Origin of the sequence: Pseudonocardia bannensis, assembly GCF_012911875.1 — a bacterium.
Lineage (GTDB): Bacteria > Actinomycetota > Actinomycetes > Mycobacteriales > Pseudonocardiaceae > Pseudonocardia > Pseudonocardia bannensis.
The window spans coordinates 1-26,857 of sequence record NZ_JAAXKZ010000041.1 but is presented as its reverse complement, the minus strand read 5'-3'; the positions used below and the strand labels follow the sequence as shown (position 1 = coordinate 26,857).

Below are 26,857 nucleotides of genomic sequence, written 5' to 3'. Positions count from 1 at the left end.
CTCGTCGCCGGCTCCGAAGATCCTCATGGGGGTCGCCGACAGGCGTATTGTCGGTGCCCGGCTGCACTATGAACAACGTGAATGACACATCGGCGTCCCGCGATATGCCCAGCGCCGCCCGCGGCGCATCGGCGCCGACGGTTCTCGACAACTTCTCCCCCGCCACCCGCGACTGGTTCCGCGGGGCCTTCGATGCGCCCACCCCCGCGCAGAACGGCGCCTGGACCGCTGCGCAGGCCGGACGCAACGCGCTGGTCGTGGCCCCGACCGGATCCGGCAAGACCCTCGCGGCGTTCCTGTGGGCGCTCGACCGGCTCGCGTCCTCCCCCGCCCCGGACGAGCCCAGGCACCGCTGCCGGGTGCTCTACGTGTCCCCGCTCAAGGCGCTCGCGGTCGACGTGCAGCGCAACCTGCGCTCCCCGCTCGCCGGCATCCGGCAGGCCGCCCGGCGGATCGGCGCACCCGTCCCCGACATCACCGTCGGCATGCGCACCGGCGACACCCCGGCCGACGAGCGCAGACGGTTCGCGCGCACTCCGCCGGACGTGCTGGTCACGACCCCGGAGTCGCTGTTCCTGCTGCTCACCTCGGCCGCGCGCGAGTCACTGCGCGGGGTGCAGACGGTCATCCTGGACGAGGTGCACGCCGTGGCCGGCACCAAGCGCGGCGCGCACCTCGCGCTGTCGCTGGAACGGCTCGACGAACTGCTCGCGAACGGCCCGGCGCAGCGGATCGGACTCTCGGCCACCGTCCGCCCGATCGACGAGGTCTCCACGTTCCTGGCCGGAGCGCGTCCGGTGGAGGTCGTGCAGCCGAAGACCCCCAAGACGATCGAGGTGGCCGTCGAGGTCCCGGTGCCCGACCTGGCGGCGCTCGACGAGCGTCCCGCGCCGGGCAGTTCGGACGAGGAGGTCATCGGCTCCGCCGCCGGCACCGCCCAGCGTCCGTCGATCTGGCCCGCGGTGGAACGGCGGCTGCTCGACCTGGTCCGCGAGCACCGCTCGACCATCGTGTTCGCCAACTCCCGGCGGCTGGCCGAGCGGTTGACGTCGCGGCTGAACGAACTGGCCGCCGAGGAGGCGGCTGGTGACGAGGTGCAGGACCTCGACGGGCCCGCGCAGTTCCCCGCCGAGGCCGTGGGGCAGTCCGGCATCGGGGGCGGCGCGCCCCCCGCCGTGGCCAAGGCCCATCACGGCTCGATGTCGGGCGAGCAGCGGACGCTGGTCGAGGAGGAGCTCAAGGGCGGCCTGCTGCCCTGCGTGGTGGCCACCTCCAGCCTGGAGCTCGGCATCGACATGGGCGCGGTCGATCTCGTCGTGCAGGTCGAGGCGCCGCCCAGCGTGGCGTCCGGGCTACAGCGCGTCGGCCGGGCCGGCCACCAGGTCGGCGCGGTGTCCCGCGGTGTGGTGTTCCCGAAGTACCGCGGCGACCTGGTGTCCTGCGCGGTCGTTGCCGAGCGGATGGCCGGCGGCGCGATCGAGTCGCTGCGCTACCCGCGCAACCCGCTCGACGTGCTGGCCCAGCACATCGTGGCGATGGTCGCGCTGGAGCCGTGGCAGCTCGACGACCTGGCCCGCGTCGTCCGCCGGGCGGCGCCGTTCGCCGCGCTGCCCGAATCCGCGCTGCACGCCACCCTCGACATGCTCGCCGGGCGCTACCCGTCCGAGGAGTTCGGGGAGCTGCGGGCGCGGATCACCTGGGACCGGGTGACCGACCAGCTCCAGGGCCGCCCGGGCGCGCAGCGGCTCGCGGTCACCTCCGGTGGCACCATCCCCGACCGCGGGCTGTTCACCGTGATGACCCCGGGCGGGGCCGACGGCGCCGGCTCCCGGGTGGGTGAGCTCGACGAGGAGATGGTCTACGAGTCCCGAGTGGGCGACACGTTCCTGCTGGGCACCAGCTCGTGGAAGGTCGAGGACATCACGCACGACCGCGTGATCGTCACCCCGGCCCCGGGGCAGCCCGCGCGGATGCCGTTCTGGAAGGGCGAGTCGATCGGCCGCCCGCTGGAGCTCGGCCGTGCCGTGGGCGCGTTCGTCCGGGAGATGGCCGGTACCGACGAGGAGGCGGCCCGGGCCCGGGCCACGGCGGCCGGGCTCGACGAGTGGGCCACCGACAACCTGCTCGCCTACCTGCACGAGCAGCGCGAGACCACCCGGCACGTGCCGAGCGACCGGACGATCCTCGTGGAGCGGTTCCGCGACGAGCTGGGCGACTGGCGCCTCGTCGTGCACTCCCCGTTCGGTTCCCAGGTCAACGGCCCGTGGGGGCTGGCGATCGCGGCCCGGATGCGGGAACGGCGCGGGGTCGAGGTGCATGCGGCGAGCGCCGACGACGGGATCGTGCTGCGGCTTCCCGACGCCGTCGACGAGTCCGGGGCCGAGGTCGTTCCCACCGCCGAGGACGTGCTGCTCGACCCGGCCGAGATCGAGCAGATGGTCGTGGCCGAGCTGGGCAACTCCTCGCTGTTCGCGTCCCGGTTCCGGGAGTGCGCGGCCCGCGCGCTGCTGCTCCCGCGCCGCGACCCGAAGCGACGCAGCCCGCTGTGGCAGCAGCGCCAGCGTTCGGCGCAGCTGCTCGCGGTGGCGGGCAAGTACGAGCAGTTCCCGGTGACCCTCGAGGCGATGCGCGAGTGCGTGCAGGACGTCTACGACCTGCCCGGGCTGCGCGACCTGATGTCCGAGGTGGTGTCGCGCAAGGTCAAGGTCGTCGAGGTGGCGACCCCGTCGCCGTCGCCGTTCGCGCGGAGCCTGCTGTTCGGCTACGTCGGGATGTTCCTCTACGAGATGGACGCCCCGCTGGCCGAGCGCCGGGCAGCGGCCCTGTCGCTGGATTCGACGCTGCTGGCCGAGCTGCTGGGTTCGGAGGCGATCCGCGAGCTGCTCGACCCCGAGGTGCTGGCCGAGGTCGAGGCCGCGCTGCAGCGCCGGCTGGAGGACCGGCACGCCCGCGACGCCGAGGGGGCCGCCGACCTGCTGCGCTTCCTCGGTGACCTGACGGAGGGAGAGGCCGCCGAGCGCGGTGTCGAGCCCGGGTGGCTGGCCGAGCTGGAGTCCGCGCGGCGGGCCATCCGGGTGCGGATCGCCGGTGAGCAGCGCTGGATCGCGATCGAGGACGCCGGCCGGGTCCGCGATGCGCTGGGCGTCGCCTTGCCGGTGGGGGTGCCCGAGACGTTCACCGAGCCGGTCGCCGACCCGCTCGGTGACCTGGTCCTCCGCTACGCCCGTACCCACGGGCCGTTCCCGGCGGCCGAGTGCGCCGCTCGGTTCGGGCTGGGTGTCGCCGTGGTGACCGGGGTGCTCGACCGGCTGACCGGCTCGGGGCGGCTGGTACGCGGGGAACTGCGGCCCGGCGCGGAGACGGGGGGCCTGGAGTACTGCGACGCCGAGGTGTTGCGCCGGTTGCGGCGGGCCTCGCTGGCTCGCTTGCGCGCCGAGGTGGAGCCGGTCGAGCAGCGCGCGCTGGGGCGCTTCCTGCCGGCGTGGCAGGGTGTGCAGACCGGCGCAGCCGGGGACGGCACCGGCCGGCGCGGCCGGATGCGGCGAGCCCCCGGCGCAGAGGACGTCCTCGGCGTGGTCGAGCAGCTCGCCGGGGCGCCGCTGCCGGCGAGCGCACTGGAGTCACTGGTCCTGCCGGCCAGGCTGCCCGGTTACTCCCCCGCGCTGCTCGACGAGCTGACCGCGGCCGGCGAGGTCACCTGGACCGGGTGCGGGCCGCTGGCCGGCAGTGACGGGTGGCTCGCCGTGGCCCCGACCGACGTGGCCGACCTGCTGCTGCCCGAGCCGGAATCCGACGTGGCGGACACCCCGCTGCACCGCGCCGTGCTCGCGGCGCTCGGGCTACCCGACCTCGACACGCCGCCCATCGGTGGCGGGGCGCTGTTCTTCAGGGAGCTCGCCGACCGGGCCGGGAAGGCGCTGGTCGACCTCGGGGAGCCGGCACCGGCCGACGATGCCGTCGTCACCGCGATCTGGGACCTGGTGTGGGCGGGGCTGCTCACCAACGACACGCTCGGCCCGCTGCGGGCCCGGCTCGGTGGTGGCCGCGGCGGGGCCCACCGGTCCCGGCGGCCGGCGCCACGCGGCCGTTACGCCCAGCTGCGGGCCGGTCGCCCGGCCATGCCCAGCCGCGGCGGGCCGCCCTCGGTGGGCGGGCGGTGGGCGCTGGCCGTGGAGCGCGAGCCCGATCCGACACGACGTGCGCACGCTCGCGCCGAGGCGTTCCTGGAACGGCACGGCGTGCTGACCCGCGGAGCGCTGTCGACCGAGCGGGTGGCCGGCGGCTTCGCCGGGGTCTACCGGGTGCTGCGCGCGATGGAGGACTCCGGGCGCTGCCGGCGTGGCTACGTCGTCGACGGCCTGGGCGCCGCGCAGTTCGCCGTGCCGGGCGCGATCGACCGGCTGCGGGCACTGTCCCGGCCCGACGGCCCGCCGGCCGGTGGGGCCGGGGGCCTTCCCGCCGACAGCACGCACCGCGGCGGGCACGGCCACGGTCCGTCCAGCGTCGTTCTGGCCGCCGCCGACCCGGCGCAGCCCTACGGCGCCGCGCTGTCCTGGCCGGACACCGTCGGCGACACCAAGCACCGACCGGGCCGCAAGGCCGGGGCGCTGGTCGTCCTCGTCGAAGGCGCACCGGCGCTCTACGTGGAGCGCGGCGGCCGCTCGCTGCTGTCCTTCACCACCGACCCCGACGAGCTCCGGGCGGGCGCCGACGCGCTGGCCGGGGCGGTGCACGAGGGGTGGCTGGGCTCGCTGGCGGTGGAGCGCGCCGACGGCGTCGGCTCGTTGGGCTCCGGGCTCGCCGAGGTGCTCACGGAGGCGGGCTTCCGGGTCACGCCGAAGGGGCTGCGGCTGCGAGCGTGACCACGCGGCTCCGCTCTGAGGCCGGCGGCGAATGCCGGCTGAGCCCGGCGACCCGAGCGGGCAGAGCCCGGTAGCGGGCCGGATCGGCCGCGGTCGGGGGCTGAGCCCGTGGCCGGGGCCCGGTTCGACGGAGCGAGGCCGGACCCGGCCGGTGCGACGCTGCACCGGCCGGGCCGTCGTCCGTGCCTGCGCGAAGCATCAGGGGAAGACTCCGCGCAGCGCCGGACACTCGGTCGCCGCTGGGGAGCGGGCGTCTCCGTGGTCGATCAACCGGCTCCGGTCGGACAAGCCGGGCCGAGGAACGCGGCCCCGCGGCGGCTCAGTACGGTCCCGACGACCCCAGCATGCGGCCGACGATCAACTCGACGTAGCCGTCGACGACCTGCTCCAGGCCGAGCACGCCGTCGTCGTGGAACCAGTTGCTGATCCCGTTGAGCATGTCCAGCAGGCCGAACGCGGCCAGCCGGGCGTCGGGGACCCTGAACTCACCGGTGCGCACGCCCGCGACGACGACGTCGCGCACCCGGCGCTGGTAGTACCGCCGATAGCCGTCGATCTCCGCGCGGTGCTCCGGCGCGAGCGAGTTCAGCTCGTGCAGGCCCACCAGGTGCTCCACGCGGCGCCGATGCAGGTGCCGCAAGTGGGCGCGGACCAGCGCGGCCATCCGCTGGGACGGTGTGCCGGGAGCGTCGAGCAACAGCAGGTTCTCCTCGTTCGGCTCCCGGGTGACACTCAGGCAGACCGCGTAGAGGATCTCCTCCTTCGACGGGAAGTGGTGGTACAGACTCGCGCCGCGGATCCCGACCGCGTCGGCGATGTCGCGCATCCCGACGTTGTGGTATCCCGCCGTCGCGAAGATCCGGGCCGCGGCGGCCACGATCTCCTCGCGACGCAGCCGGGTCCGGGCCTCGCGCGCCGCGGGCCGCGCCGGCTCGCCGGCGGCCGGTGCAGCCCCGGCCGAGCTCACGACGTCTCTCCGGCCACGACGCCGGCTCCGGCCGGGTTCACGCCGTCCTTCCGGCCAGGAGGCCTGTCGGCCGGGTTCACGACGGTGTCCCAGCCGCCCGCAGCTCGCGCTTCAGGATCTTGCCCTGGGCGTCGACGGGCAGCTCGTCGACCACGTGCACGGCCTTGGGCACCTTGTACACGGCGAGCTGCTCGCGGCAGAACGCGATGATCCCGGCCGGGTCCGGCACCTGGCCGGGGCGTGCGATGACGAACGCCGTCACGGCCTCCGACCAGTACTCGTCGGGCATCCCGATCACGGCGGCCCGCAGCACGTCGGGATGGGCGTGCAGCACCCGTTCCACCTCCTGCGAGCTCACGTTCATGCCGCCCGACTTCACCATGTCCTTGACCCGGTCGTGGAAGAACAGGTTGCCGGCCTTGTCGATGCGCACCATGTCACCCGTGTGCACCCACCCGTCGCGAAACACCTCCTCGGTGCGCTGCGGGTCCTTGTAGTACCCGAGCATCACCGACGGCGACCGGCAGATCAGCTCGCCGACCTCGGCGTCGTCGCCCTCGGCGTCGACGACCCGGATCTCCAGGTGCGTCACCGGCCTGCCGATCCACGACGGGTCGCCGTCGGGGATGTCGGCGAGCGTGCGGAACCAGCCCACCGAACCCAGTTGGGACAGCTCGGACTGACCCCAGTAGGTGCCCCAGACCGCGTCGGGGGCCGCCGCGGACCAGGCCTCGACGGCGTGCGGCGCGACCTGCCCGCCGTACGTCATGCACCGGCGGACGGCGCCGACCGTCTCCGGCCCGAACGCCGGCTGCCCGGCGAGGGCGAGGTAGAACGTCGGGGTCTGAGCGATCACGGTCACCCGCTCCCGGCCGATGATCTCGCACGAGCGCGCCGGATCCGCGGTGGCCGGCAGCACCAGCGTGGCGCCCATCAGGGTCAGGGTGGTCATCGAGCCGAGGCCGGCGATGGTGTGGAACGGCATCACGAACAACCACGTGTCATCGGGCCCGGTCTGCAGCCCCCAGCTCCATGCCGGCGCGGTGGAGATCAGGTAGTTGCGGTGCGGGATGAGCACGCCCTTCGGCGCGGCCTCGGTCCCGCTCGTGTAGACGATCATCGCGACGTCGTTCTCGTCGACGTCGGCGTCGGGTTCGGTGTCGGGACCGGCGGCGAGCAGCGCGTCGAACTCCTCGCCGAGCACGACGAGAGCGGCGCCGTCCGGCTTCACCGACGCGACGAGCTCGGCGAACTCCGCGCCCACCACGACCACCGCCGGCTCGGCGTGCCCGAGCTGATGGGCGATCTCCGGCGCCCGGTACAGCGCGTTGACGCCGGTGAACGCCGCACCGATCTTGACCGTGCCGTAGTAGGCGACCACCACGTCGACGCTGTTGCGGGCCATCACCGCGACCCGGTCGCCGCGGCCCACGCCGAGACGGAGCAGCGCGTGGGCGAAGCGGTTGGCCCGCCGGTCGAGTTCGCCGTAGCTGGTCTCGGTGCGGCCGCCGGAGCCGTCGTAGCTGATGAAGGCGATCTTGTCGGGCTGGGTGCGGGCGTGCCGGCGCAGCTGGTCGCCGAGGGTGGCGCGGCCGAGCGGGCGGCGGTGCAGCGGGGCGAGATCGGGCACGGCCGTCAGCTCCCGGCCGGGGCGAACATCGGCGTGCCGAAGGTCTCCAGCGCGACGATGTCGGAGACGGGGCTGCGGGTGAGCGTGGTCGGGAACGGCTTCTCGGGATAGCCGACGGCGATGTGCGCGGCCGTGATGAAGCCGTCCGGGATCTCCAGCAGCTTGCGGACCTGCGGCTCCTCGTGGCACAGCAGCGTGGTCACGGCGGTACCGACGCCCTGGTCGCGCAGTGCCAGGCAGAGGTTCTGCACCGTCGGGTAGATCGAGGCACCGCCGACGACGCTGATCCGGCCGAGCTCGTGGTCGGTCGGATGCAGGCCCGCGGTCTCCGCGCAGACCACGATGATCGCCGGCGCCTCGGCCAGGTGCTCGGCGAAGTGGTCGGCGTCGACGACGGTCTTGGGCAGGGCTCCGACGTTGACCGAGCCGTCGCTGATCGCGTTGAAGTAGGCCTTCCACAGCGGCAGGTACAGATCCGCGAGGGCCTGCTTGCGGGCGGCCGCGCGGACGACGATCCAGCGGACCGGCTGCCGGTTGCCACCCTGCGGGCCGAACCGGGCGACCTCGAACGCCTGGTGGAGCACCTCGTCAGGCACCGGGTCGGTCCGGAAGTAGCGGCACGTCCCCGTGGTCCGCATGGCGGCGGTCAGCTCCATCGCTCGCTCCCGTTTACCTATCAGCGGTTAGGTTGATCGTCGCAGCATGCTGTGGTCAGAGCCACTCGTCAAGAACTTTGTGCACGGTTCGGCCCGGTGCACCGTCGTAACACTGGCCAGAGTGCCTAACAATGGTTAGGCTCACGGCGGGTACATGATCGGATACAGGAGGCCCGCCATGACCGAGGTCGACGCCCCGCGGGCGCTTGCGGACGCGTCCGGCGCGACGCCCTCGCGCGACCGGGCCGCCCTGGCCCGGGCCGTCGAGCACGCCAACCTACCCACGCTGGTCGCCGTGCTGTTCCAGCTCACCGGCGACCGCGCGTGGCTGGCCGACCCGTACCGCCCCACCCGCAGCCGCGGTATGGACGACAACGACGACGGTGGGTTCCCCCCGCCCGTGCAGGCGCGGATCCGGGCCGCCGCGGTCGACGCCGTGCTGGCCTGGGCCGACGGCCGCCCACCCGCGGTTCCGGCCCCGACCGGGGACGCTCTGGTCGAACTGATGAGCCTGGCCGTCGGCGAGGAGGTCCCGGCCGAGTACGCCGAGATGACGGCCGAGGACATGGGCTTCGCGCCCGCCCCGGCCCGGGCACCGCGCACCGGCAGCGCCACCGGTTTCTCCGTGATCGTGATCGGCGCCGGTGTGTCCGGCATGCTCGCGTCGATCAAGCTCACCGAGGCCGGCATCGACCACGTCGTGCTGGAGAAGAACGACGACGTCGGCGGCACGTGGCTGGAGAACCGCTACCCCGGGGCCGGAGTCGACACGCCCAGCTACCTGTACTCGTACTCGTTCGCCCCCCGGGCCTGGTCGACCCACTTCGGCAAGCGCGACGAGGTCTACCGCTACCTGCGCGACGTCGCCGAGCGCCACGACCTGCGCCGCGTCATCCGGTTCGGCACCGAGGTGACCGCCGCCGAGTACCACGCGGCGCGGCAGCGCTGGACGGTGCGCACGGCCGACGGGCAGGAGCTGACGGCCAACGCCGTCATCACCGCGACGGGCCAGCTCAACCGGCCCAAGGTGCCCGCCCTGCCGGGGCTCGACGCGTTCCGCGGCCCGATCTTCCACTCCGCGCACTGGCCGGCCGACCTCGATCTCACCGGCAAGCGCGTCGCGATCGTCGGCACCGGGGCCAGCGCGATGCAGATCGTCCCCGCCATCGCCGGCGACGCCGCGCAGGTGACGATCTTCCAGCGCTCCCCGCAGTGGGCGGCGCCGAACGACGTGTACTTCGCCCCGGTCGGCGACGCGGTGCACCACCTCATGGCGCACGTGCCGTTCTACAGCCGCTGGTACCGCACCCGGCTGGCCTGGAACTTCAACGACCGCGTGCACCCGTCGCTGCAGGTCGACCCGGAGTGGGAGCACGCCGACCGGTCGGTCAACGCGATCAACGACGCCCACCGCCGCGTCTTCACCCGCTACCTCACCGCCCAGCTCGAGGGCCGCGAGGACCTGGTGGCCAAGGCGCTTCCGGACTACCCGCCCTTCGGCAAGCGGATGCTGCTGGACAACGGCTGGTTCGCGGCGCTGCGCCGCGACGACGTCGAGCTGATCACCGAAGCGGTCGCGGAGATCACCGGGACCGGGGTGCGCAGCGTCGCGGGCACCGAGCGCGAGGCCGACGTCGTCGTGCTGGCGACCGGCTTCGAGACCCACAAGCTGCTGCACCCGATCGACGTCCGCGGCCGCGACGGACGCTCGATCCGCGAGGTCTGGGGCCCCGAGGACGCGACCGCGCACCTGGGCATCACCACCGCGGGCTTCCCGAACCTGTTCATCACCTGCGGGCCGGGCACGGTGCTCGGCCACGGCGGCAGCTACATCACGATCGCCGAGTGCCAGGTGCGCTACATCGTCGACCTGCTCGTCTCCATGATCGACGGCGGCATCGGCGCGGTGGAGTGCCGGCCCGAGGTCGAGGCCGCCTACGTCCGCCGCCACGACGACGCGCACGCGCGGATGATCTGGACCCACCCCGGGATGGACAACTGGTACCGCAACGACGCCGGCCGGGTGGTCTCCACGCTGCCCTGGCGCATCGTCGACTACTGGTCGATGACGCGCTCCGCCGATCTCGCAGACTTCCGGACCGAGCCCGTCGTGCGGTAGAGATCCCGACATGAGCGACCCCGCTGCCGCCGATGTCAGCACCGTCAGTCCGCACGCCCCCGGTGCCGTACTCCGCAAGCCCGCCCCCGACGCCCTCGACACCACCGCCCTCGGCCGCTACGTGCGCGGGCTGGCCGAGCGGGGACGGGAGTTCGCCGACCACGCGGCACTGTGGCGCTGGTCGGTCGACGACCTCGAGGGCTTCTGGGCCTCGGTGTGGGACCACTTCGGGGTCCGCGCCCACACCCCGTACGAGCGGGTGCTCGCCTCGCGGGAGATGCCGGGCGCGCAGTGGTTCCCCGGTGCGACGCTGAACTACGCCGAGCACATGCTGGGGCTGGAGGAGGATCGGGACCGGACCGCCGTCATCGCCCGGTCCCAGACCCGGGAGCCGAGCGAGCTGACCTTCGGCGAGCTGCGCGACCAGGTCGCCCGGGCCCGGGCGGGATTGCGCCGGCTCGGGATCGGTGCCGGGGACCGGGTGGTCGCCTACCTGCCGAACATTCCCGAGGCGCTCGTCGCGTTCCTGGCCACGGCGAGCCTGGGCGCGATCTGGGCGTCGTGCGCGCCGGAGTTCGGCGCGCGCAGCGTCGTCGACCGGTTCGCCCAGATCGAGCCCAGGGTTCTGCTCACCGTGGCGGGCTACACCTACGGCGACAAGCACATCGACAAGCGCGACGAGGTGGCGGCCATCCGCACGGGACTGCCGAGCGTCGAACACGTCGTCGCGGTGCCGTACGGGTCGTACGCGCCGGCCGACACCGGGCCCGGCACGCTGACCTGGGACGCGATGCTGTCCGAGCCGGGTCCGCTCGCGTTCGACCCGGTGCCGTTCGATCATCCGCTCTACGTGCTGTTCTCCTCCGGCACCACCGGGCTGCCCAAGGTGATCGTGCACGGGCACGGCGGCATCCTGCTCGAACACCTCAAGCTGCACGCGTTCAACCTCGACACCCGGCCGGGCGACCGCGCGCTGTGGTTCACGACGACGGCATGGGCGATGTGGAACATCACGATCTCCGCGCTGCTGCACCGGGCCGCGATCGTGCTGCTCGACGGCAACCCGCTGTGGCCCGACCTGGAAGCGCAGTGGCGGCTGGCCGCCGAGACCGGGGCGACCCTGATGGGCACCTCTCCCGGTTTCGTGATGGCCTGCCGCAAGGACGGTGTGCAGCCGGCCCGCTGGCCGCAGCTGCGCCAGATCGGCATCACCGGGGCGCCGCTGCCGGCCGAGGGCTTCGACTGGGTGTACGAGCGGTTCGGCCCGGATGTGCTGCTCAACCCGATCAGCGGCGGGACCGACGTGTGCAGCGCGTTCGTCGGGGGCGGCCCGTGGCTGCCGGTGTACCGAGGGGAGCTGGCCGCGCCGTGCCTCGGCGCCGACGTCGCGGCGTTCGACGCGGCCGGCCGGGAGGTCGTCGGTGAGCTGGGTGAGCTGGTGGTCCGGGCACCGATGCCGTCGATGCCGGTGCGGTTCTGGAACGACCCCGGGGATGCGCGCTACCGGTCGTCGTACTTCGAGACCTTCCCCGGGGTGTGGCGCCACGGTGACTGGGTCGAGTTCAGCGACCGGGGCAGCTGCGTGATCAGCGGTCGCTCCGACGCCACGCTGAACCGCGGCGGGGTCCGGCTCGGCACGGCGGAGTTCTACACGGTGGTCGAGGAGCTGCCCGAGATCACCGACAGCCTCGTCGTCCATCTGGAGGACGCCGGCGGCGGGGCCGGTCAGCTGCTGCTGTTCGTCGCGCTGCGCGGCGGCGCCACGCTCGACGACGCACTGCGCGGCCGGATCCGCGACGCGCTGCGCAGCGAGCTCTCCCCGCGGCACGTGCCGGACGTGGTGCACGCGGTCCCCGCGATCCCGCGGACCCTGACAGGGAAGAAGCTGGAGACGCCGATCAAGCAGATCCTGCGCGGGCGACCGGCGGCCGAGGTCGTCAGCCCCGACGCGGTGAGCGACTTCGCGGCGGTCGCGGCGTTCGCCACCCTGCAGCCGCACGGCGACCCCGCACGGGAGGGCTGACGCCCATCTCAGCGGGGGGTGGCGCCCTCGGACACCACCGGCGAGAGCACGGCGACCAGCTGCCGGAGCCCGCTCTGGACCTCGGTGAGGTCCGCAACGCAGGGGGCGTCCACCGGGCCTCCCGTCCCGGAGGGCGGCTGACCCGGCGGGGGCGCACACCCCCGCTGGGTGAAGTCGTCCATGGCCGACTCGATCGGTTGGACGGCGCCGTTGATGGACCCCGCCTGCGGCAGCTCCTTGGCCTCGTTCTTGACGCTGTTCAGGGCGTTCTCCAGCTCCCGCAGGAACCGGGTGCACCGGGGGTAGATCGTCGCGGACGGGTGCGTCGCGCACTCGTCACGGCCGATCAGCCGGAGCTTGTCCAGGGTGTCGGCCAGCGTCGCGCTCGCGGCCTGTCCCGACGCGGACGAGCCGGACGGGCCGCCGCACCCGACAGCCAGCGCGGCGGCCAGACCGACGACGAGCAGCAGCGCCCGCAGCGGCCGACCGGCGCGTGGCGCACTCTGCGTGGTCACGATCTCGACGGTAGGACGCCCGGCGGGCGCTGGACAGGCCCGGCCGGGGGCCGTATCCGCCGCCTCCGCTCAGCTCCCCTGCTGGGTCGCCACGGGCATCCCCTCCGAGGGCTGCACCACCACGAAACCCGGCCCGTGGAAGGCGTACTGCAGAGCCTCACCGCTGCCGCCGCGCAGCAGCGAGCGCACGTTCATGCTCGACACGACCTGGGGCACGAGGTTGGCCGACCAGGCCACGGCTGCCTGCACGTCCACGCAGGTCGGCTGCTGCGAGCAGTCCAGCAGCAGCGGGTCCCCGTCGGAGGTCAGCGCGACGGTGCCGTGCCCCCCGATCTCGGTGTTGAACAGACCCCCGGTGGCGACCCCGGCGCCCTTGACCCGCCGGACGTCCCAGCTCAGCTCGGCGTCGAACGCGAGCAGGTTGGTGCCGTTGACGCTGATCGCGTCGCCCTCCAGGGCGACGAGGAAGATGTTCTGCGCCCGGTTGGCGAAGAACACCTCGCCCTGCCCGCGGACCCGCATCAACGGGGTGTCCTCACTGGTCACCAGTCGCTTGACCAGCTTGCCGACGCTGCCCGCACCCTCGTGGTTGAACTCGACCCGGCCCTGATAGGCGACCATGCTGCCCTTGAGCGCGAGCAGGTCGGGCCCGAGCACGACCTTGAGCATCTTCGACGACTGCAGGGTGAACCGCTGGTTGGTCGTGACCTCGGCGTGCTGCTGTTCGAACAGGTTGCTCCGCATGGTCGCCATCCTGGCCGATCCGGGCGGTTCTCATCCCCCGCCGGGCAGCAGCAGGCCACGCTGGAAGCCCGCTGCCACCGCCGAGGCCCGGTCCCGCACCTCGAGCTTCGCGTAGATGTGCAACAGGTGGGTCTTGATCGTCGCCTCGCTGATGAACAGCCGCCGGGCCGCCTCCCGGTTCGTCGCACCGGCGGCGACCAGCCGCAGTACCTGAAGTTCGCGCTCGCTCAGCGCATCCTGGACGGGCGCCCGGACCTGGCCCATCAACCGCCCGGCCACCGCCGGGGACAGCACCGCCTCGCCCCGGTGCGCGGCCCGGACCGCGCGCAGCAGCTCCTCGCGCGGGGCGTCCTTGAGCAGGTAGCCGGTGGCGCCCGCCTCGATCGCGGGCAGCACGTCGCGGTCGGTGTCGAACGTGGTGAGGACGAGCACCCGGACCGAGGGTGCGACGCGGCGCAGCTCCCGGATCGTGTCCACCCCGCCCATCACCGGCATCCGCAGGTCCATGAGCACGACCTCGATCGGCTCGTCGGGCGCGGCGGCGGCCACCCGCGCCAGCGCCTCGGCGCCGTTCCCGGCCTCGCCGGCGACCTCCATGCCGGCTTCCCCGGCGAGCACGCCACGCAGCCCGTCCCGGACCACCGGGTGGTCGTCGACGATCAGTACCCGGATCGGCCCGGCCACGGAGCCTCCTCGCTGCTCGGTCACGCCTGCACCTCCGCCGGGATCGCCGGCACGCTCGCGCTCAGCGCCGTCCCGTCCCCGGGCACGCTCTCCACGGTGAAGGTGCCCGAGACCCGGCGCACCCGCTGCTCCATCGCGGCCAGCCCGAACCCCCCGCTCGTGGAACCCGGCTCGAACCCGGCGCCGTCGTCGCGCACGTCCAGCACCACGACATCGTCCATGTAGGACAGCGTCAGGCCGGCGGTGCTCGCCGCGGCGTGCTTCGCCACGTTCGCCAACGCCTCCTGCGCCACCCGGAACAGGGTCACCTCGAGCTCGGGCAGCAGCGGACGGGGCTCTCCGGTCGTGTCCACGCGCACGGCGACCCCGGATGTCTCGGCCCACCGCTTGGCCAGATCGGTGACCGCGTCGGGCAGCTGCGCCTCCTCGAGCCGGCCGGGGCGCAGGGCGTCGACGGAGCGGCGCGCCTCGGTCAGGCTCTCCCGGGCCAGGGATCGCGCCACGTCGAGATGGCGGCGGCGCAGGCCGGGGTCGTCCCCGGCGGCGTCGGCGGCCTCCAGCTGCGTGACGATGCCGGTCAGACCCTGGGCGAGGGTGTCGTGGATCTCCCGGGCCATCCGCCGGCGCTCGTCGAGCACCCCGGCCTCCCGGGCCTGGGCCAGCAGCTGCACCTGCAACCCGGCGTTCTCCTCCAACGCGGCGTTCAGCCTCGCGTTGGCGTCCTCCAACTCCGCGATGACCCGCTTGCGCCGCTCGGTCTGCTGCGCGCTGATCGCGCCGAACCAGGTGAGGCCGCCCGCGACGATCATGTTGGTCACCATCAGCGCGACGAGCCCGGCCAGCCAGGTGGCGGACGCCTCGGCCAGACGGCCGCCCATCTGCGAGTAGGCGGCGACGGTGGCCGACGCCGCGACGGCGACGAACCGCCACCTGCCCCGGAGATAGCGGACCGCGTGCCCGTAGGCCCCGAGAACCATGAAGGCGAAGAACGGGGACTGGTGGGTGAGCGCCGCCATCAGCACGATGTAACCGGTCATGTAGACCGCGCCCGTCCTCGGCTCGTCCGCCCGGGCCGCCGGCAACGCCGCGAGGAACAGCAACCACCCCACGGTGACCACCGCCAGCGCGCCGGTGATCGCCCAGTAGGCCGCGGACTGCGGCGGCAACGCGAACACCGTCAGGACCAGGCCCAGGCCGAGCCCGAGGAACGGCGCGAACCGGTCGATGAGCACCTCGAGACGACGTTCGACGACATCGAGGCGGTGTTCGGGCCGTGACCGGACCCCACCGATCGGCGCCTCGCGCTCGACCATCCTCCAGGCCCCCCTACTCCCAGCGGAACAACCTAGCGGCCATCCAGCCGGCCGCCAGGGTCCACACCAGGAGCGCCCCGAGGTGCAGCAGCTGCGGCCAGGAGCCGGCCGACGCCGCCTGGATCGCGCCGACGCCGGCCCCGAGCGGCGTGTAGTCGCTGATCGCGCGCAGCAGTGCGGGCATCGCGTCCCGGGGCAGCCACATCCCGCCGAAGAACATCAGCGGGAAGAACAGCAGCGAACCGAGGGCGCTGCCGGCGCGCCCGGTCGACGCGACCGCCGACACCAGCAGGCCCAGCGCGTGGACGGCAGCGGCGGCCAGCAGCACGGCCAGCGCGAAGCCCACCGGATTGGCCGGCAGCGCCACGCCGAACCCGAGCCGCCCGACGGCCAGCACCAGCACCATGGAGACCGCCGTGACGCCCAGCGTCATCAGCAGCACCGCGAGCAGCAACGTCTCCGGCCGCACCGGCGTCGTCCGCAGCCGGCGCAGCACGCGCTGCTCGCGGTAGCCGGCCAGCAGCGCGGGCAGGCCCTGCAGGGCCGTCGCCGCGAGCGCGAGAGCGATCACCACGGGCACGTAGACGTCGATCAGCCGGAGCCCGCCGAGCTCCGGTGGGCGGTCGCCGAAGAACGGGATCAGGCCGAGCACCGCGAGCAGCAGCGCCGGGAACAGCAACGTGTAGAAGGCGTTGGCGCGGTCGCGGAGGAACAGTCGCGACTCGCAGAGCGTCAGGGCACGCAGACCGGTCATGCTCCGGTTCCTTCCTCGGTGGTCCCGGTGAGGGCGACGAACGCGTCGTCGAGCCGGGCTTGGGTGATCCGGAGCTCGGCGACCACGATGCGACGCCGGGCGAGCGTGCTCGTGACGGCGGCGAGGACGTCTCCGGTGCCGCTGACCTCGACGCGGCCGTCGCGCTGCTCGACCGCGGTCACCTCGGGCAGGGCGAGCAGCAACGCATCGGGGATCGGCTCCGACGGGTGGAACCGGATCCGCTGAGGCGCCTGGACCCGCTCGACGAGACCGGCCGGACTGTCGATCGCCACGACGCGCCCGGCGTCGATGAGGGCGATCCGGTCGCACAGCCGCTCGGCCTCCTCCATGACGTGGGTGACCAGCAGGACCGTGACGCCCTCGGCACGGATCTGCTCGACGAGCTCCCACGTCCGGCGCCGCGACCGTGGGTCCAGGCCGGTCGTCAGCTCGTCGAGCACCGCGATCCGCGGCCGGCCGATCAGGGCCAGCACGATCGCCAGGCGCTGCTGCTGGCCCCCGGACAGCGCGCCGAACCGGGTCCTCCGCCTGGCCGCCAACCCGAGCCGATCGAGCAGTTCGTCGCCGTCAGCCGGATCAGGGTGGAACGACGCGTAGAGGGCGACGGCCTCGCCGACGGTCATCCGCTCGGGCAGCTTCGAATCCTGCAGCTGGACCCCGACCGCACGGCGCAGTTCGTCGCCGTCACGCTGCGGATCGAGGCCCAGGACCCGGATCGTGCCGCCGTCGGGGGTGCGCAACCCCTCGATGCACTCGACCGTCGTGGTCTTGCCGGCACCGTTCGGGCCGAGGATGCCGAAGATCTCCCCCTCCTCGACGGCGAACGAGACGTCGTGCACGGCGACGTGGTCGCCGTAGCGCTTGTGCAGGTCGCGGACCTCGATGACAGGCATGCTCCGAGCCTGGCGGGCGGGCCGGGCGTACGGATCGGACGCCCGGTTCGGGATACGGCCCGGCCGGTGGACCGGCGATCCACCGATCGGTGGATGCGCGGGGGCTGCCACCCGGGCGGCCGCCCACCCCGGCTCCGCCGAGCGTCGCGCGGGCGGCGAACGGGTCCGGTGGCGGCTACCGTCGGCGTCGTGCCCGAGGGCGATACCGTCCACCTCGCCGGCAAGCGGCTGCACGCGGCGCTCTCCGGCCACCGGTTGCTGCGCGGGGAGCTGCGGCACCCGCGGCTGGTCGAGCACGATCTCGCCGGCCTGACGGTGCTCGGGGTCGCGAGTGTCGGCAAGCACCTGTTCACCCGGTTCGACGACGGCCGCAGCCTGCACAGCCACTTCCGCATGGACGGCTCCTGGCACCTCTACCGGCCCGGGATGCGCTGGCGGCGGCCCACCCACGAGGCCCGCGCCGTGCTGGAGACCGAGGACCGGGTCGCTGTCGGGTTCGCGCTGCACGACATGGAGCTGCTGCCGACCGTCGCCGAGGACCGGCTCGTCGGCCATCTCGGCCCGGACCTGCTGGACCCGGCCTGGGACGACGGGCACGCCGCCGAGGCGCTGCGCCGGCTGGAGGCCCGCCGCGACGCCGAGATCGGGCTGGCGCTGCTCGAGCAGCGCGTCATGGCGGGCGTGGGGAACCTCTACAAGGCCGAGGTCTGCTTCCTGCTCGGGCTCTCCCCGTGGACGCTCGTACGCGACGTCCCCGACCTGCCGGGGGCCGTCGCGCTGTCGCGGAAGCTCCTGCTGCGCAACGCCGACCGCCCGGAGCAGAGCACCACCGGGTCGCTGCACCCGGGCGAGGCGCACTGGGTGTTCGAGCGCGCCGGGCAACGCTGCCGCCGCTGCGGCACCCGGATCCGGACCGCCGACCAGGGCGACGGCGTCTACGCCCGGGTGGCGTACTGGTGCCCCCGCTGCCAGCCCGGCCCGGCGCCCCGCGGCGGTCGCGCAGCCGGCCGCGGGGAGCGGCGCACGTCCCGGCCGTGATCGCCGTTCCGGCAGCTGTGGCCGCGCGCGTGGCGGTTGCCCGCTCCCGTACGGCGATCATGGGTCACCGGGAGAGCGCGCAGGCCCTCCGTGCGGCGATCACGGACGAGCACACCGCGGCCGGCCCCGCGGCGGACGACGAACGCCCGCCCCGGGCGGACCGGGACGGGCGTGTCGTGAGGGGCGAGGGTCAGGCCGTGCCCGGCTGCTGCTGGGTCTGCTGGCCGCTCTGCGGGGAGGCCGGGAGCTGGGTGGTCGGCTGCTGCGAGCCCGAGCTCACCTCACCGGCGACCGGGGTGCCGTGCAGCGACGCGCGGATCTGGTCGAGCCGGTTCTGCCCGGCCATGTCGACCGTGGACTGCTGGACCTCGAGCATCCGGCCCTGCACCGAGTTCTGCGCGAGCTCGGCGGAACCGATCGCGTTGGCGTAGCGCCGCTCGATCTTGTCCCGCACCTCCTCCAGCGAGGGGGTGTTGCCCGGCGCGGAGAGCTCGGTCATCTGACGCAGCGAGGCCGCGGCCTGCTCCTGCATCTTGGCCTGCTCGAGCTGGCTGAGCAGCTTGGTCCGCTCGGCGATCTTCTGCTGCAGCATCATCGAGTTCCGCTCGACGGCCTGCTTGGCCTGCGCCGCAGCCTGGATCGACTGGTCGTGCAGGGTCTTCAGGTCCTCGACGGACTGCTCGGCCGTGACCAGCTGGGTCGCGAAGGCCTGCGCCGCCTGCTCGCGCTGCTGGGCGGTCGTCTCATCGCCCTGGGCCCGGGCCTGGTCGGCGAGCACGAGGGCCTGCCGGGCCGAGGCCTGCAGCTTCTCGATCTCGCCCAGCTGCCGGTTGAGCTTCATCTCGAGCTGCCGCTGGTTGCCGATCACCGCAGCCGCCTGCTGCGAGAGCGCCTGGTGCTGCCGCTGAGCGTCCTCGATGGCCTGCTGGATCTGCACCTTCGGATCGGCGTACTCGTCGACCTTCGACGAGAACAACGCCATCAGGTACTTCCAGGCCTTCGTGAAAGCGTTGGCCATCTGCTCCGCCTACCTCCGAGTGCGACACCGTCTGCCACCGCGCCGTCCGACTGGGGCGTCGGTTCGCCGCTTGCTTCGCCCCATCGTGGCATTGCACGGGGCCTGCTTCCAGCGCACACCGACGATATCGGGGATCTTCCGGAGGCCGCCCGGGGGGCGACCCGCAGACCAGGCTACCCAACGGACGAGGTCGACCGTCGAGGGCGGAGCCGGACAGAACGGAAGAACAGGACTCAGGCGGCAGCGCTGACCCGGGCGACGGGCGCGGACGGCGCGAGCGCCGACGCCGGCTGCGGGCTCGTCAGTGGGTCGGCGAGGCCGGCAATGCGCAGGTCGGCGTGCCGCTGCCCGATCGGGACCACCATCTGCGGGCGCAGCGCGGCGGCCATGTCCTCGGCCGCGGCCGCGATGAGGTCGGGCAGCGAGATGTCGAGGGCCTCGCAGATCGCGGCGAGCAGCTCGCTGGAAGGCTCCTTGCGGCCGCGCTCCACCTCCGACAGGTAGCCCAGGCTCACCCGGGCGCGCTGGGAGACGTCCCGCAGCGTCCGCCGTCGCGCGGTGCGGGCCCGCCGAAGGCTGCCGCCGATCGCCTCACGCAGCAGCACAGCCATGCCACCCCTCCTCGCACCCGCCGCCCGGCCGGGCCGATCCGCGATCGGCCCGGTGCGCCTCACCGTACCCACTCCGGCCGATCCGCGTCCGTCATGGAGCGGTCCGACGTGTCCGCTCACGGCGAACACCGGCGCCGGGCGGAGCGCACCGCGCAGCGGTCGGGAGCCGCTCAGGGGGTGTCGTGCAGGGCCGCCGACGCCGCCGCGCGCAGGCGCAGCGCGCGCAGCACGTAGTCGAGTCCGGTGACGACCGTCAGCGCCAGCGCGACGGCGAGTGCCGTCCAGCGCGCGATGTCGACGGCGACCGCGCCCCCGAGGAGCTCGGTCAACGGCAGCAGGTAGAGCCCGATCGCGAGGGTCTGCACGAAGGTCTTGGCCTTGCCCCCGCGACTGGCCGGGATCACCCCGTGGCGCAGCACCCAGAACCGCAGCAGCGTGATCCCGATCTCCCGGCCCATGATCACGATGGTGATCCACCACGGGATCAGGCTCAGCACGGACAACCCGACGAGGGCCGAACCGGTGAGGGCCTTGTCGGCGATCGGGTCGGCGATCGCGCCGAACGAGGTGACCAGGCCGCGCTTGCGGGCGATCTCGCCGTCGAGCTTGTCGGTGAACGCGGCCACCGCGAAGACGGCGAACGCGATCAGTCGCCAGTCCACGTCGCGGCCGGACTCCACGAACAGCGCGGCGACGAACACCGGCACCAGCACCAGGCGCAACCCGGTGAGCACGTTGGCGATGTTGAGCAGCGGCGGAGCGCCGCCCGGCGGGGTGGACGCGCCCCCCGCCGGGACGGAGTTCACCCGCGCCCCAGGGCGGCGGCCGCGGGGTCCTCCGCAGCGGACACCGCCCGGGGGAGGATCTCCCTCGGCGATACGACGAGGTCGGCACCCTCGGTATCGACGACGACGGCACGCACCAGATCGCCGACCTCGAGACCGGAGCCGCGCTCGAAGACGCACTCGCCGTCGACCTCAGGGGCCTGGTGCGCGGCCCGGCCGGTGCACTCGAAGTCGTCGTCCTCGGCCTGCTCGACCAGGACCGTGACCTCGGTACCGATCCGGTCCTCGGCGCGCTGGGTCATCAGCTCGTCGACCAGCGCGGAGATCCGCGACACCCGCGCGGCGACCTCGTCGGCCGGGACCTTGCCGTCGTAGCCGGCGGCCTCGGTGCCGTCCTCGTCGGAGTAGCCGAACACGCCGACCGCGTCGAGACGCGCCCCGGTCAGGAACGCCTCGAGCTCGGCGACGTCCTCCTCGGTCTCGCCGGGGAACCCGACGATGACGTTGCTGCGGATGCCGGCCTCGGGGGCCAGGGCGCGGATGCGCTCGCAGAGGTCGAGGAAGTCCGTGCGCGAGCCGAAGCGGCGCATCCGGCGCAGCACCGCCGGGCTGGCGTGCTGGAAGGACAGGTCGAAGTACGGCGCGACGCCGGGGGTGGTCGCGATGACCTTCAGCAGGTCGGGACGGACCTCGGCGGGCTGCAGGTAGCTGACCCGGATCCGGTCGATGCCGGGCACCGCGGCCATCCGCGGCAGCAGGTCGACCAGCGCCCGGGTGTCGCCGGGCAGGTCCTTGCCGTAGGAGGTGGAGTTCTCGCTGACCAGCACGACCTCGCGGACGCCCTGGCCGGCCAGCCACGCCGCCTCGGCCAGCACGTCGGCCGGTGGCCGGGACACGAACGCGCCGCGGAAGGACGGGATCGCGCAGAACGCGCACCGCCGGTCGCAGCCGGAGGCCAGCTTGAGCGGAGCGAACGGGCGGTCCTCGAGCCGGCGCCGCGACAGGTCGGGCACCCAGGCGTGGCCGGGGACCGCGACGTCGGCCACGGCGGCCGGGCGCTGGACCGGGGAGATGGGGAGCAGCGTGCGGCGGTCCACCGGGACGTGCGGGGCGGGCGCGTGCCCGCCGAGCACGTCGCCGAGGCGTTCGGCCAGTTCGGGGTAGGCGTCGAAGCCGAGCACGGCATCGGCTTCGGGCAGGCTTTCCGCCAGTTCGGCGCCGTACCGCTCCGCCAGGCAGCCGACTGCGACCACCTTGGCACCACTGGCCTTCGCGACATCCGAGGCGGCCAGCAGGGTGTCGATCGAGTCCTTCTTGGCCTGCTCGACGAAGCCGCAGGTGTTGACCACGATCACGTCCGGTGCGGGACCCGCGTCCGGGTCGGCACCCGGATCGGCCTCCACCAGTTCCCAACCACTCCCGACCAACCGGCCGGCCAGTTCCTCGGAGTCGACCTCGTTACGCGCGCAGCCCAGGGTCAGTAGGGCAGCTCTGCGGGGTGTCGACACACGGACCAGGGTAGACGGCCCCCCGTGATCTACTCTGACCCGTCGTGGCAGTGGTGGCCGTGCGGCGGGCCAGGACCGCCGACGTGACGACGATCAAGTCCCTGGTGGACGGTTACGCCGGTCGGGTCCTGTTGGCGAAAGAGATCGTCACGCTCTACGAATCGGTGCAGGAGTTCCTCGTCGCCGAGATCGACGGCGAGGTCGTGGGCTGTGGTGCGCTGCACGTGCTCTGGGAGGACCTGGGCGAGATCCGGACGGTCGCGGTGGACCCCCGGGTGCTCGGTCAGGGCGTCGGACACGCGATCGTCAGCGCGCTCATCGACAACGCCCGTGACCTGGGGCTGGAGCGGCTCTTCGTGCTGACGTTCGAGAAGCACTTCTTCGGCCGGCACGGGTTCGCCGAGATCGACGGGACCCCTGTGTCGCCGGACGTGTTCGCCGCGATGCTGCGCTCCTACGACGCCGGCGTCGCCGAGTTCCTGGACCTGGCACACGTCAAACCGAACACCCTGGGCAACGTGCGGATGATGCTGCGGCTGCCCCCACCCGGGCGCGAGTGACGCTGTTCCGGTGACCGTGTCCGGGCGCGGGAGGCGGTAGCCTCGGATCATGGTCGCGCCGGCCGGCCCCGATGCCCGGGAGACGGGCCACGAGATGATCCGGGCCCGGCCGGCGGCGGCGCTGCAGCCGTTCGTCACCGCCTACTCCGGCTACCGGACGGGTGCCGCCGAGCCCGGCACCCACCAGGGTGTCCCGTCGGCGCACCTGACGTTCCTGCTCTGCCTCGACGGCACCGTCGAGGTCCTGCGGATGCCCGACCCGGCGCGCGCCCCCGGCTCGTTCGTCGCGATGGTCGGCGGCCTCCACGACGCACCGGCGGTGATCGCCCAGGGTGCCCCGCAGACCGGGCTGCAGCTACGGCTGACCTGGCGCGGTGCCCGCGTCCTGCTCGGCGTCCCGGCCGGTGAGCTGGCCGGCGACGTCGTCGACCTCGCCGCGCTGCTCGGCCGCCGCACCGCCCCGCTGCTCGACCGGCTCGCCACCACGCCCGGCTGGGCGGAGCGGTTCGCGCTGCTCGACGCCGCGCTCGCCGGCCTCGTGCCCCCCGGGCAGCGCGGCGCCGACCCGGCCGGGACCGCGCCCGAGGTCGGGTACGCCTGGGACCGGCTGACCGCGACCGGCGGCACGCTGCGCATCGGAGCGCTGGCCCGGGAGGTCGGCTGGAGCCGCCGGCATCTCGCCGACCGGTTCCGCCGCGAGGTCGGCCTGTCCCCCAAGGCAGCCGCCCGGGTGATCCGCTTCGAGCGGGCCTGCGACCTGCTGCGCGGCCCGCGCCGGCCCGCGCTGGCCGAGGTGGCCGCCCGGTGCGGCTACGTCGACCAGGCCCATCTCGCCCGCGACTTCCGCGACCTCGCCGGGCTCACCGCCACCGCCTGGCTCGCCGAACGGCCCGAGACCACCGCTCCGACGGCACCTCGCCCGGGGGCGTGAGACCGGCGCGGCCGCTTCGGCACCCCCTACCGGCGCCGGCGGGCCCCACGCGAGGATCTCCGCGTGTTCCGGATCGTGTTCCACGCCCCCGAGATCCCGCCCAACACCGGCAACGCGATCCGGCTGGCCGCCAACACCGGCGCCGAGTTGCATCTCGTCGAGCCACTCGGGTTCTCGCTGGACGCGCGCAACGTCCGCCGGGCCGGGCTGGACTACCACGACCTCGCCCGGGTGCACGTGCACGCCGACCTCGACGCGGCCTGGCAGGCCCTGCTGCCGGCCCCCGTCTACGCGTTCAGCACCACGGCGACCCGGTGCTACACCGACGTTGCCTACGCCCCGGGGGACGTGCTGCTGTTCGGCTGCGAGTCGGCCGGGCTGCCGCCCGAGGTCGAGCACGCCCCGCAGATCAGCGACCGGGTGCGGTTGCCGATGCTCCCGACCTCCCGGTCGCTCAACCTGGCCAACGCGGCGGCCGTCGCGGTGTACGAGGCCTGGCGCCAGCACGGCTTCCGCAGGCCGGACGGGCCGTGAGCGGGCCCGTCACCCGGTTCGGTGAGTTCCGGATCCCTTCAGGATCCCCTGCACGTCCAGGGTGATCGCGATCGTGGAACCCACCACGGGCAGCCCACGGGCGATCGTCTGCTGCCAGTTCAGGGTGAAGTGCTCGCGGTGCAGCTCGGTGGTGGCGATCGCGCCGGCCCGGATGCCGGCCCACTCCTGCATGCCCAGGAACGTCGTGTCCAGCTGCACGTCGCTGGTCAGCCCGTGCAGCGTGAGCTCCCCGTCGATGAGCCACTTGTTGCCGCCGCGGCGGGAGAACCGGGTGCTGCTGAACCGCAGCTGAGGGAAGCGCTCCACGTCCAGGAAGTCGGGCGAGCGCAGGTGGGCGTCACGCACGGGGACGTTGGTGTCGACGCTCGCCGCCTCGATGACCACCTCGACGTGCGAGTCCTCGAACGACTCGGCGATCTGGATCTGGCCCCGGAACTCGTTGAACTGGCCGTAGACCTTCGACAGCGCGATGTGCCGGGCCACGAAGCGAACCGCGGAGTGGTCGAGGTCGATGTCGTACACGCCCGGCATCGGTGGTTGCTGGGTGTCGTCGGGCGCCATCACGACCTCGCCGAGCTGGGCGTGCTTGCCCCAGTCGACCTCGACCATGTCGGTGACGCTCTGGTAGCCGCCCGCCTCGGCGCGAACCCGGTACTCACCGGGCACCACGGCCGCGCAGAAGTAGCCGAAGGGGTCGCTGTCGGCGTGGGCCACCCGGCGGCTCGACCGGTCGAACACCGAGATCTCGGCCCCGGGCAGTGGACGGCCCTCGGCATCGCGCACCTGGCCGCTGAGCAGTCCACCGGTGAGCGGGATCGGCATCATCGCGTGCCGCCCGGTATCGGCGCCACGACCGGCCCGTTCACCCCGTCGCAAGAAACGCAACATCCCCTGAGCCATCTCCGTTCCGACATCGGTCGGATCCGTCCGTCGGAACCGATCGATCACCTACTCTGGCACGCACGGTAGTTGCCGGCGCGATCAGGCCAGGGTGGGGATCACCACAGGGTGTCCGCGCGCCGCTACGGACAGTTCCGTCGGGTGGGACGGGCCCGTGCCGTGGTTCACCCCTCCTCGCCGGGTGCGGGCCCTCCCCCGCCCCTCATCAGCCAGAGCACACTTTCCAGCTCGTCGGGCTTGATGAGCACGTCGCGCGCCTTGGAGCCCTCGGAGGGCCCGACGACACCGCGCGACTCCAGCAGGTCCATCAGCCGGCCGGCCTTCGCGAACCCGACGCGGAGCTTGCGCTGCAGCATCGACGTCGAGCCGAACTGCGAGGTGACCACGAGCTCGGCCGCCTGCAGCAGCACGTCGAGGTCGTCGCCGATGTCCGGGTCGATCTCCTTCTGCTCGCCCGACTTGGCCGCGGTGACGCCGTCGGTGTAGGTCGGCTCGGCCTGCTGCTTGGTGAAGGCGACGATCTCGGCGATCTCCTCGTCCCCCACGAAGGCGCCCTGCATGCGGGTCGGCTTGCCCGCGCCCATCGGCAGGTACAGCCCGTCGCCCATACCGATCAGCTTCTCGGCACCCGGCTGGTCTAGGATGACGCGGCTGTCGGTCAGCGACGACGTCGCGAACGCCAGCCGGGACGGCACGTTCGTCTTGATCAGGCCGGTGACGACGTCGACCGACGGCCGCTGCGTGGCGAGCACCAGGTGGATGCCGGCCGCACGGGCCTTCTGCGTGATCCGCACGACCGCGTCCTCGACGTCGCGCGGGGCCGTCATCATCAGGTCGGCCAGCTCGTCGACGATGCACAGGATGTACGGGTAGGGCCGGTACTCCCGTTCGCTGCCCGGCGGCGCCGTGATCTCCCCGGACCGCACCTTGCGGTTGAAGTCGTCGACGTGGCGGACCTTGTTGACCTGCATGTCCTGGTAGCGCTGCTCCATCTCCTCGACCAGCCAGGACAGCGCGGAGGCCGCCTTCTTGGGCTGGGTGATGATGGGCGTGATGAGGTGCGGGATGCCCTCGTAGGGCGTCAGCTCGACCATCTTCGGGTCGATGAGGATCATCCGGACCTCGTCCGGGGTGGCCCGCGACAGCAGCGAGACCAGCATCGAGTTGACGAAGCTCGACTTGCCGGAGCCCGTGGAACCGGCGACCAGCAGGTGCGGCATCTTCGCGAGGTTGGCGACCAGGAAGTGGCCCTCGATGTCCTTCCCGAGCCCGATCACCAGCGGGTGCTGTTCCTTGCGGGCGTTGCCGCTGCGCAGCACGTCGCCCAGGCGCACCATCTCGCGGTCGGTGTTGGGCACCTCGATGCCGACGGCGGACTTGCCCGGGATCGGTGCCAGCAGCCGGACGTTGTCGGTGGCGACCGCGTACGCGATGTTGCGGGTCAGCTGGGTGATCTTCTCGACCTTCACGGCCGGGCCGAGCTCGATCTCGTAACGGGTGACCGTCGGGCCCCGGGTGAAGCCGGTGACCTGCGCGTCGACGTTGAACTGGTCGAGCACGCCGCTGATCGCCTCGATCATGGCGTCGTTGGCGCTGCTGCGGGTCTTGGGCGGCGGCCCGGTGGGCAGCAGGTCCGACGGCGGCAGCACGTAGTCGGCCGATCCCGCCGTCTCCCCGACGGTCATCCGCAGCTGCTCCCCGGCGGCCGGGGGCGGGTCGGGCTCGGAGACCGGTGCCGCGGCGACCGCGGCGGGCGGGCGGGTCTTCGCG

The 26,857-nt window shown here is 73.3% G+C and carries 22 protein-coding genes; 7 read left to right on the top strand and 15 right to left on the bottom strand.

Features of this window, described 5'->3' with window-relative positions; all coding sequences use genetic code 11:
* Positions 1 to 104: 104 nt before the first annotated feature.
* Positions 105 to 4,862: an ATP-dependent helicase gene (locus tag HF519_RS13305; RefSeq protein ID WP_211169970.1), complete on the top strand. Its 4,758-nt coding sequence runs from the start codon at positions 105 to 107 to the stop codon at positions 4,860 to 4,862.
* Positions 4,863 to 5,181: 319 nt separating this feature from the next.
* Here HF519_RS13305 and HF519_RS13300 read toward each other — a convergent pair whose 3' ends face one another.
* The 3 genes from HF519_RS13300 to HF519_RS13290 all read right to left on the bottom strand — a co-directional run bounded on the left by HF519_RS13300 (position 5,182) and on the right by HF519_RS13290 (position 8,115).
* Positions 5,182 to 5,829: a TetR/AcrR family transcriptional regulator gene (locus HF519_RS13300; protein WP_169413233.1), complete on the bottom strand. Its 648-nt coding sequence runs from the start codon at positions 5,827 to 5,829 to the stop codon at positions 5,182 to 5,184.
* A gap of 76 nt (positions 5,830 to 5,905) precedes the next feature.
* Positions 5,906 to 7,459, bottom strand: coding sequence for a class I adenylate-forming enzyme family protein (locus HF519_RS13295; RefSeq protein ID WP_169413232.1), 1,554 nt, complete (start codon positions 7,457 to 7,459; stop codon positions 5,906 to 5,908).
* 5 nt (positions 7,460 to 7,464) lie between these two features.
* Positions 7,465 to 8,115: a nitroreductase family protein gene (locus HF519_RS13290; RefSeq protein WP_169413231.1), complete on the bottom strand. Its 651-nt coding sequence runs from the start codon at positions 8,113 to 8,115 to the stop codon at positions 7,465 to 7,467.
* A gap of 178 nt (positions 8,116 to 8,293) precedes the next feature.
* Here HF519_RS13290 and HF519_RS13285 point away from each other — a divergent pair, with 178 nt between their 5' ends.
* Positions 8,294 to 10,234 (top strand): flavin-containing monooxygenase, encoded by a 1,941-nt coding sequence (locus HF519_RS13285; protein WP_169413230.1) that lies wholly within the window; start codon positions 8,294 to 8,296, stop codon positions 10,232 to 10,234.
* 10 nt (positions 10,235 to 10,244) lie between these two features.
* The gene (locus HF519_RS13280; RefSeq protein ID WP_169413229.1) at positions 10,245 to 12,257 is read left to right on the top strand and encodes an acetoacetate--CoA ligase; all 2,013 of its coding nucleotides are present in this window, start codon (positions 10,245 to 10,247) and stop codon (positions 12,255 to 12,257) included.
* Positions 12,258 to 12,265: 8 nt separating this feature from the next.
* On the opposite strand, the gene HF519_RS13275 is transcribed toward HF519_RS13280, so the two are convergent.
* The 6 genes from HF519_RS13275 to HF519_RS13250 form a co-directional block, all read right to left on the bottom strand.
* On the bottom strand, positions 12,266 to 12,772 hold the full coding sequence (locus HF519_RS13275) for a hypothetical protein (RefSeq protein WP_169413228.1): 507 nt from the start codon (positions 12,770 to 12,772) through the stop codon (positions 12,266 to 12,268).
* Positions 12,773 to 12,841: 69 nt separating this feature from the next.
* Positions 12,842 to 13,516, bottom strand: a complete 675-nt coding sequence (locus tag HF519_RS13270) for an AIM24 family protein (RefSeq protein ID WP_169413227.1) — start codon at positions 13,514 to 13,516, stop codon at positions 12,842 to 12,844.
* 30 nt (positions 13,517 to 13,546) lie between these two features.
* Positions 13,547 to 14,224 carry a response regulator gene (locus HF519_RS13265; protein ID WP_312860088.1) on the bottom strand — a complete coding sequence of 226 codons (678 nt, stop codon included), beginning with the start codon at positions 14,222 to 14,224 and terminating at the stop codon, positions 13,547 to 13,549.
* Positions 14,221 to 15,513 carry a sensor histidine kinase gene (locus tag HF519_RS13260; RefSeq protein WP_169413226.1) on the bottom strand — a complete coding sequence of 431 codons (1,293 nt, stop codon included), beginning with the start codon at positions 15,511 to 15,513 and terminating at the stop codon, positions 14,221 to 14,223. The genes HF519_RS13265 and HF519_RS13260 overlap by 4 nt, the downstream gene beginning before the upstream one ends.
* 13 nt (positions 15,514 to 15,526) lie before the next feature.
* Positions 15,527 to 16,267, bottom strand: coding sequence for an ABC transporter permease (locus tag HF519_RS13255; protein ID WP_169413225.1), 741 nt, complete (start codon positions 16,265 to 16,267; stop codon positions 15,527 to 15,529).
* Positions 16,264 to 17,181 carry an ABC transporter ATP-binding protein gene (locus HF519_RS13250; RefSeq protein ID WP_169413224.1) on the bottom strand — a complete coding sequence of 306 codons (918 nt, stop codon included), beginning with the start codon at positions 17,179 to 17,181 and terminating at the stop codon, positions 16,264 to 16,266. Before HF519_RS13250 ends, HF519_RS13255 begins: the two co-directional genes overlap by 4 nt.
* Positions 17,182 to 17,370: 189 nt before the next feature.
* Between HF519_RS13250 and HF519_RS13245 the strand changes: the two genes are divergently transcribed.
* Positions 17,371 to 18,219: a DNA-formamidopyrimidine glycosylase family protein gene (locus HF519_RS13245; protein WP_169413223.1), complete on the top strand. Its 849-nt coding sequence runs from the start codon at positions 17,371 to 17,373 to the stop codon at positions 18,217 to 18,219.
* A 190-nt stretch (positions 18,220 to 18,409) separates the two neighbouring features.
* On the opposite strand, the gene HF519_RS13240 is transcribed toward HF519_RS13245, so the two are convergent.
* From HF519_RS13240 to rimO, 4 genes are all read right to left on the bottom strand, one after another.
* Positions 18,410 to 19,237 carry a PspA/IM30 family protein gene (locus HF519_RS13240; RefSeq protein WP_169413222.1) on the bottom strand — a complete coding sequence of 276 codons (828 nt, stop codon included), beginning with the start codon at positions 19,235 to 19,237 and terminating at the stop codon, positions 18,410 to 18,412.
* A gap of 233 nt (positions 19,238 to 19,470) precedes the next feature.
* Positions 19,471 to 19,848, bottom strand: a complete 378-nt coding sequence (locus HF519_RS13235; RefSeq protein WP_169413221.1) for a helix-turn-helix domain-containing protein — start codon at positions 19,846 to 19,848, stop codon at positions 19,471 to 19,473.
* 170 nt (positions 19,849 to 20,018) lie between these two features.
* The gene (gene pgsA / locus HF519_RS13230) at positions 20,019 to 20,654 is read right to left on the bottom strand and encodes a CDP-diacylglycerol--glycerol-3-phosphate 3-phosphatidyltransferase (protein WP_169413220.1); all 636 of its coding nucleotides are present in this window, start codon (positions 20,652 to 20,654) and stop codon (positions 20,019 to 20,021) included.
* Positions 20,651 to 22,150 carry a 30S ribosomal protein S12 methylthiotransferase RimO gene (gene rimO / locus HF519_RS13225; protein ID WP_211169964.1) on the bottom strand — a complete coding sequence of 500 codons (1,500 nt, stop codon included), beginning with the start codon at positions 22,148 to 22,150 and terminating at the stop codon, positions 20,651 to 20,653. The genes pgsA and rimO overlap by 4 nt, the downstream gene beginning before the upstream one ends.
* 35 nt (positions 22,151 to 22,185) lie before the next feature.
* Between rimO and HF519_RS13220 the strand changes: the two genes are divergently transcribed.
* The 3 genes from HF519_RS13220 (at position 22,186) to HF519_RS13210 (ending at position 24,166) form a co-directional block, all read left to right on the top strand.
* Positions 22,186 to 22,701: an amino-acid N-acetyltransferase gene (locus tag HF519_RS13220; RefSeq protein ID WP_312860087.1), complete on the top strand. Its 516-nt coding sequence runs from the start codon at positions 22,186 to 22,188 to the stop codon at positions 22,699 to 22,701.
* Between the two features lie 49 nt (positions 22,702 to 22,750).
* On the top strand, positions 22,751 to 23,632 hold the full coding sequence (locus HF519_RS13215) for a helix-turn-helix domain-containing protein (protein WP_169413218.1): 882 nt from the start codon (positions 22,751 to 22,753) through the stop codon (positions 23,630 to 23,632).
* 63 nt (positions 23,633 to 23,695) lie between these two features.
* Entirely contained in the window at positions 23,696 to 24,166 is a 471-nt protein-coding gene (locus HF519_RS13210; RefSeq protein WP_169413217.1) for a tRNA (cytidine(34)-2'-O)-methyltransferase, read from the top strand.
* Positions 24,167 to 24,175: 9 nt separating this feature from the next.
* Here the strand turns inward: HF519_RS13210 and HF519_RS13205 are convergent, their stop codons facing one another.
* The gene (locus HF519_RS13205) at positions 24,176 to 25,012 is read right to left on the bottom strand and encodes a YceI family protein (protein WP_246243416.1); all 837 of its coding nucleotides are present in this window, start codon (positions 25,010 to 25,012) and stop codon (positions 24,176 to 24,178) included.
* Between the two features lie 239 nt (positions 25,013 to 25,251).
* A partial coding sequence (locus HF519_RS13200; protein ID WP_246243409.1) for a DNA translocase FtsK occupies positions 25,252 to 26,857 on the bottom strand: 1,606 nt, incomplete at its 5' end.

Coding starts and splice junctions, on each gene's coding strand:
- HF519_RS13305 (WP_211169970.1), top strand. CDS start 105: ATGCCCAGCGCCGCCCGCGGCGCATCGGCGCCGACGGTTCTCGACAAC.
- HF519_RS13290 (WP_169413231.1), bottom strand. CDS start 8,115: ATGGAGCTGACCGCCGCCATGCGGACCACGGGGACGTGCCGCTACTTC.
- HF519_RS13285 (WP_169413230.1), top strand. CDS start 8,294: ATGACCGAGGTCGACGCCCCGCGGGCGCTTGCGGACGCGTCCGGCGCG.
- HF519_RS13280 (WP_169413229.1), top strand. CDS start 10,245: ATGAGCGACCCCGCTGCCGCCGATGTCAGCACCGTCAGTCCGCACGCC.
- HF519_RS13270 (WP_169413227.1), bottom strand. CDS start 13,516: ATGCGGAGCAACCTGTTCGAACAGCAGCACGCCGAGGTCACGACCAAC.
- HF519_RS13260 (WP_169413226.1), bottom strand. CDS start 15,513: ATGGTCGAGCGCGAGGCGCCGATCGGTGGGGTCCGGTCACGGCCCGAA.
- HF519_RS13255 (WP_169413225.1), bottom strand. CDS start 16,267: ATGACCGGTCTGCGTGCCCTGACGCTCTGCGAGTCGCGACTGTTCCTC.
- HF519_RS13250 (WP_169413224.1), bottom strand. CDS start 17,181: ATGCCTGTCATCGAGGTCCGCGACCTGCACAAGCGCTACGGCGACCAC.
- HF519_RS13240 (WP_169413222.1), bottom strand. CDS start 19,237: ATGGCCAACGCTTTCACGAAGGCCTGGAAGTACCTGATGGCGTTGTTC.
- HF519_RS13235 (WP_169413221.1), bottom strand. CDS start 19,848: ATGGCTGTGCTGCTGCGTGAGGCGATCGGCGGCAGCCTTCGGCGGGCC.
- HF519_RS13215 (WP_169413218.1), top strand. CDS start 22,751: ATGGTCGCGCCGGCCGGCCCCGATGCCCGGGAGACGGGCCACGAGATG.
- HF519_RS13205 (WP_246243416.1), bottom strand. CDS start 25,012: ATGATGCCGATCCCGCTCACCGGTGGACTGCTCAGCGGCCAGGTGCGC.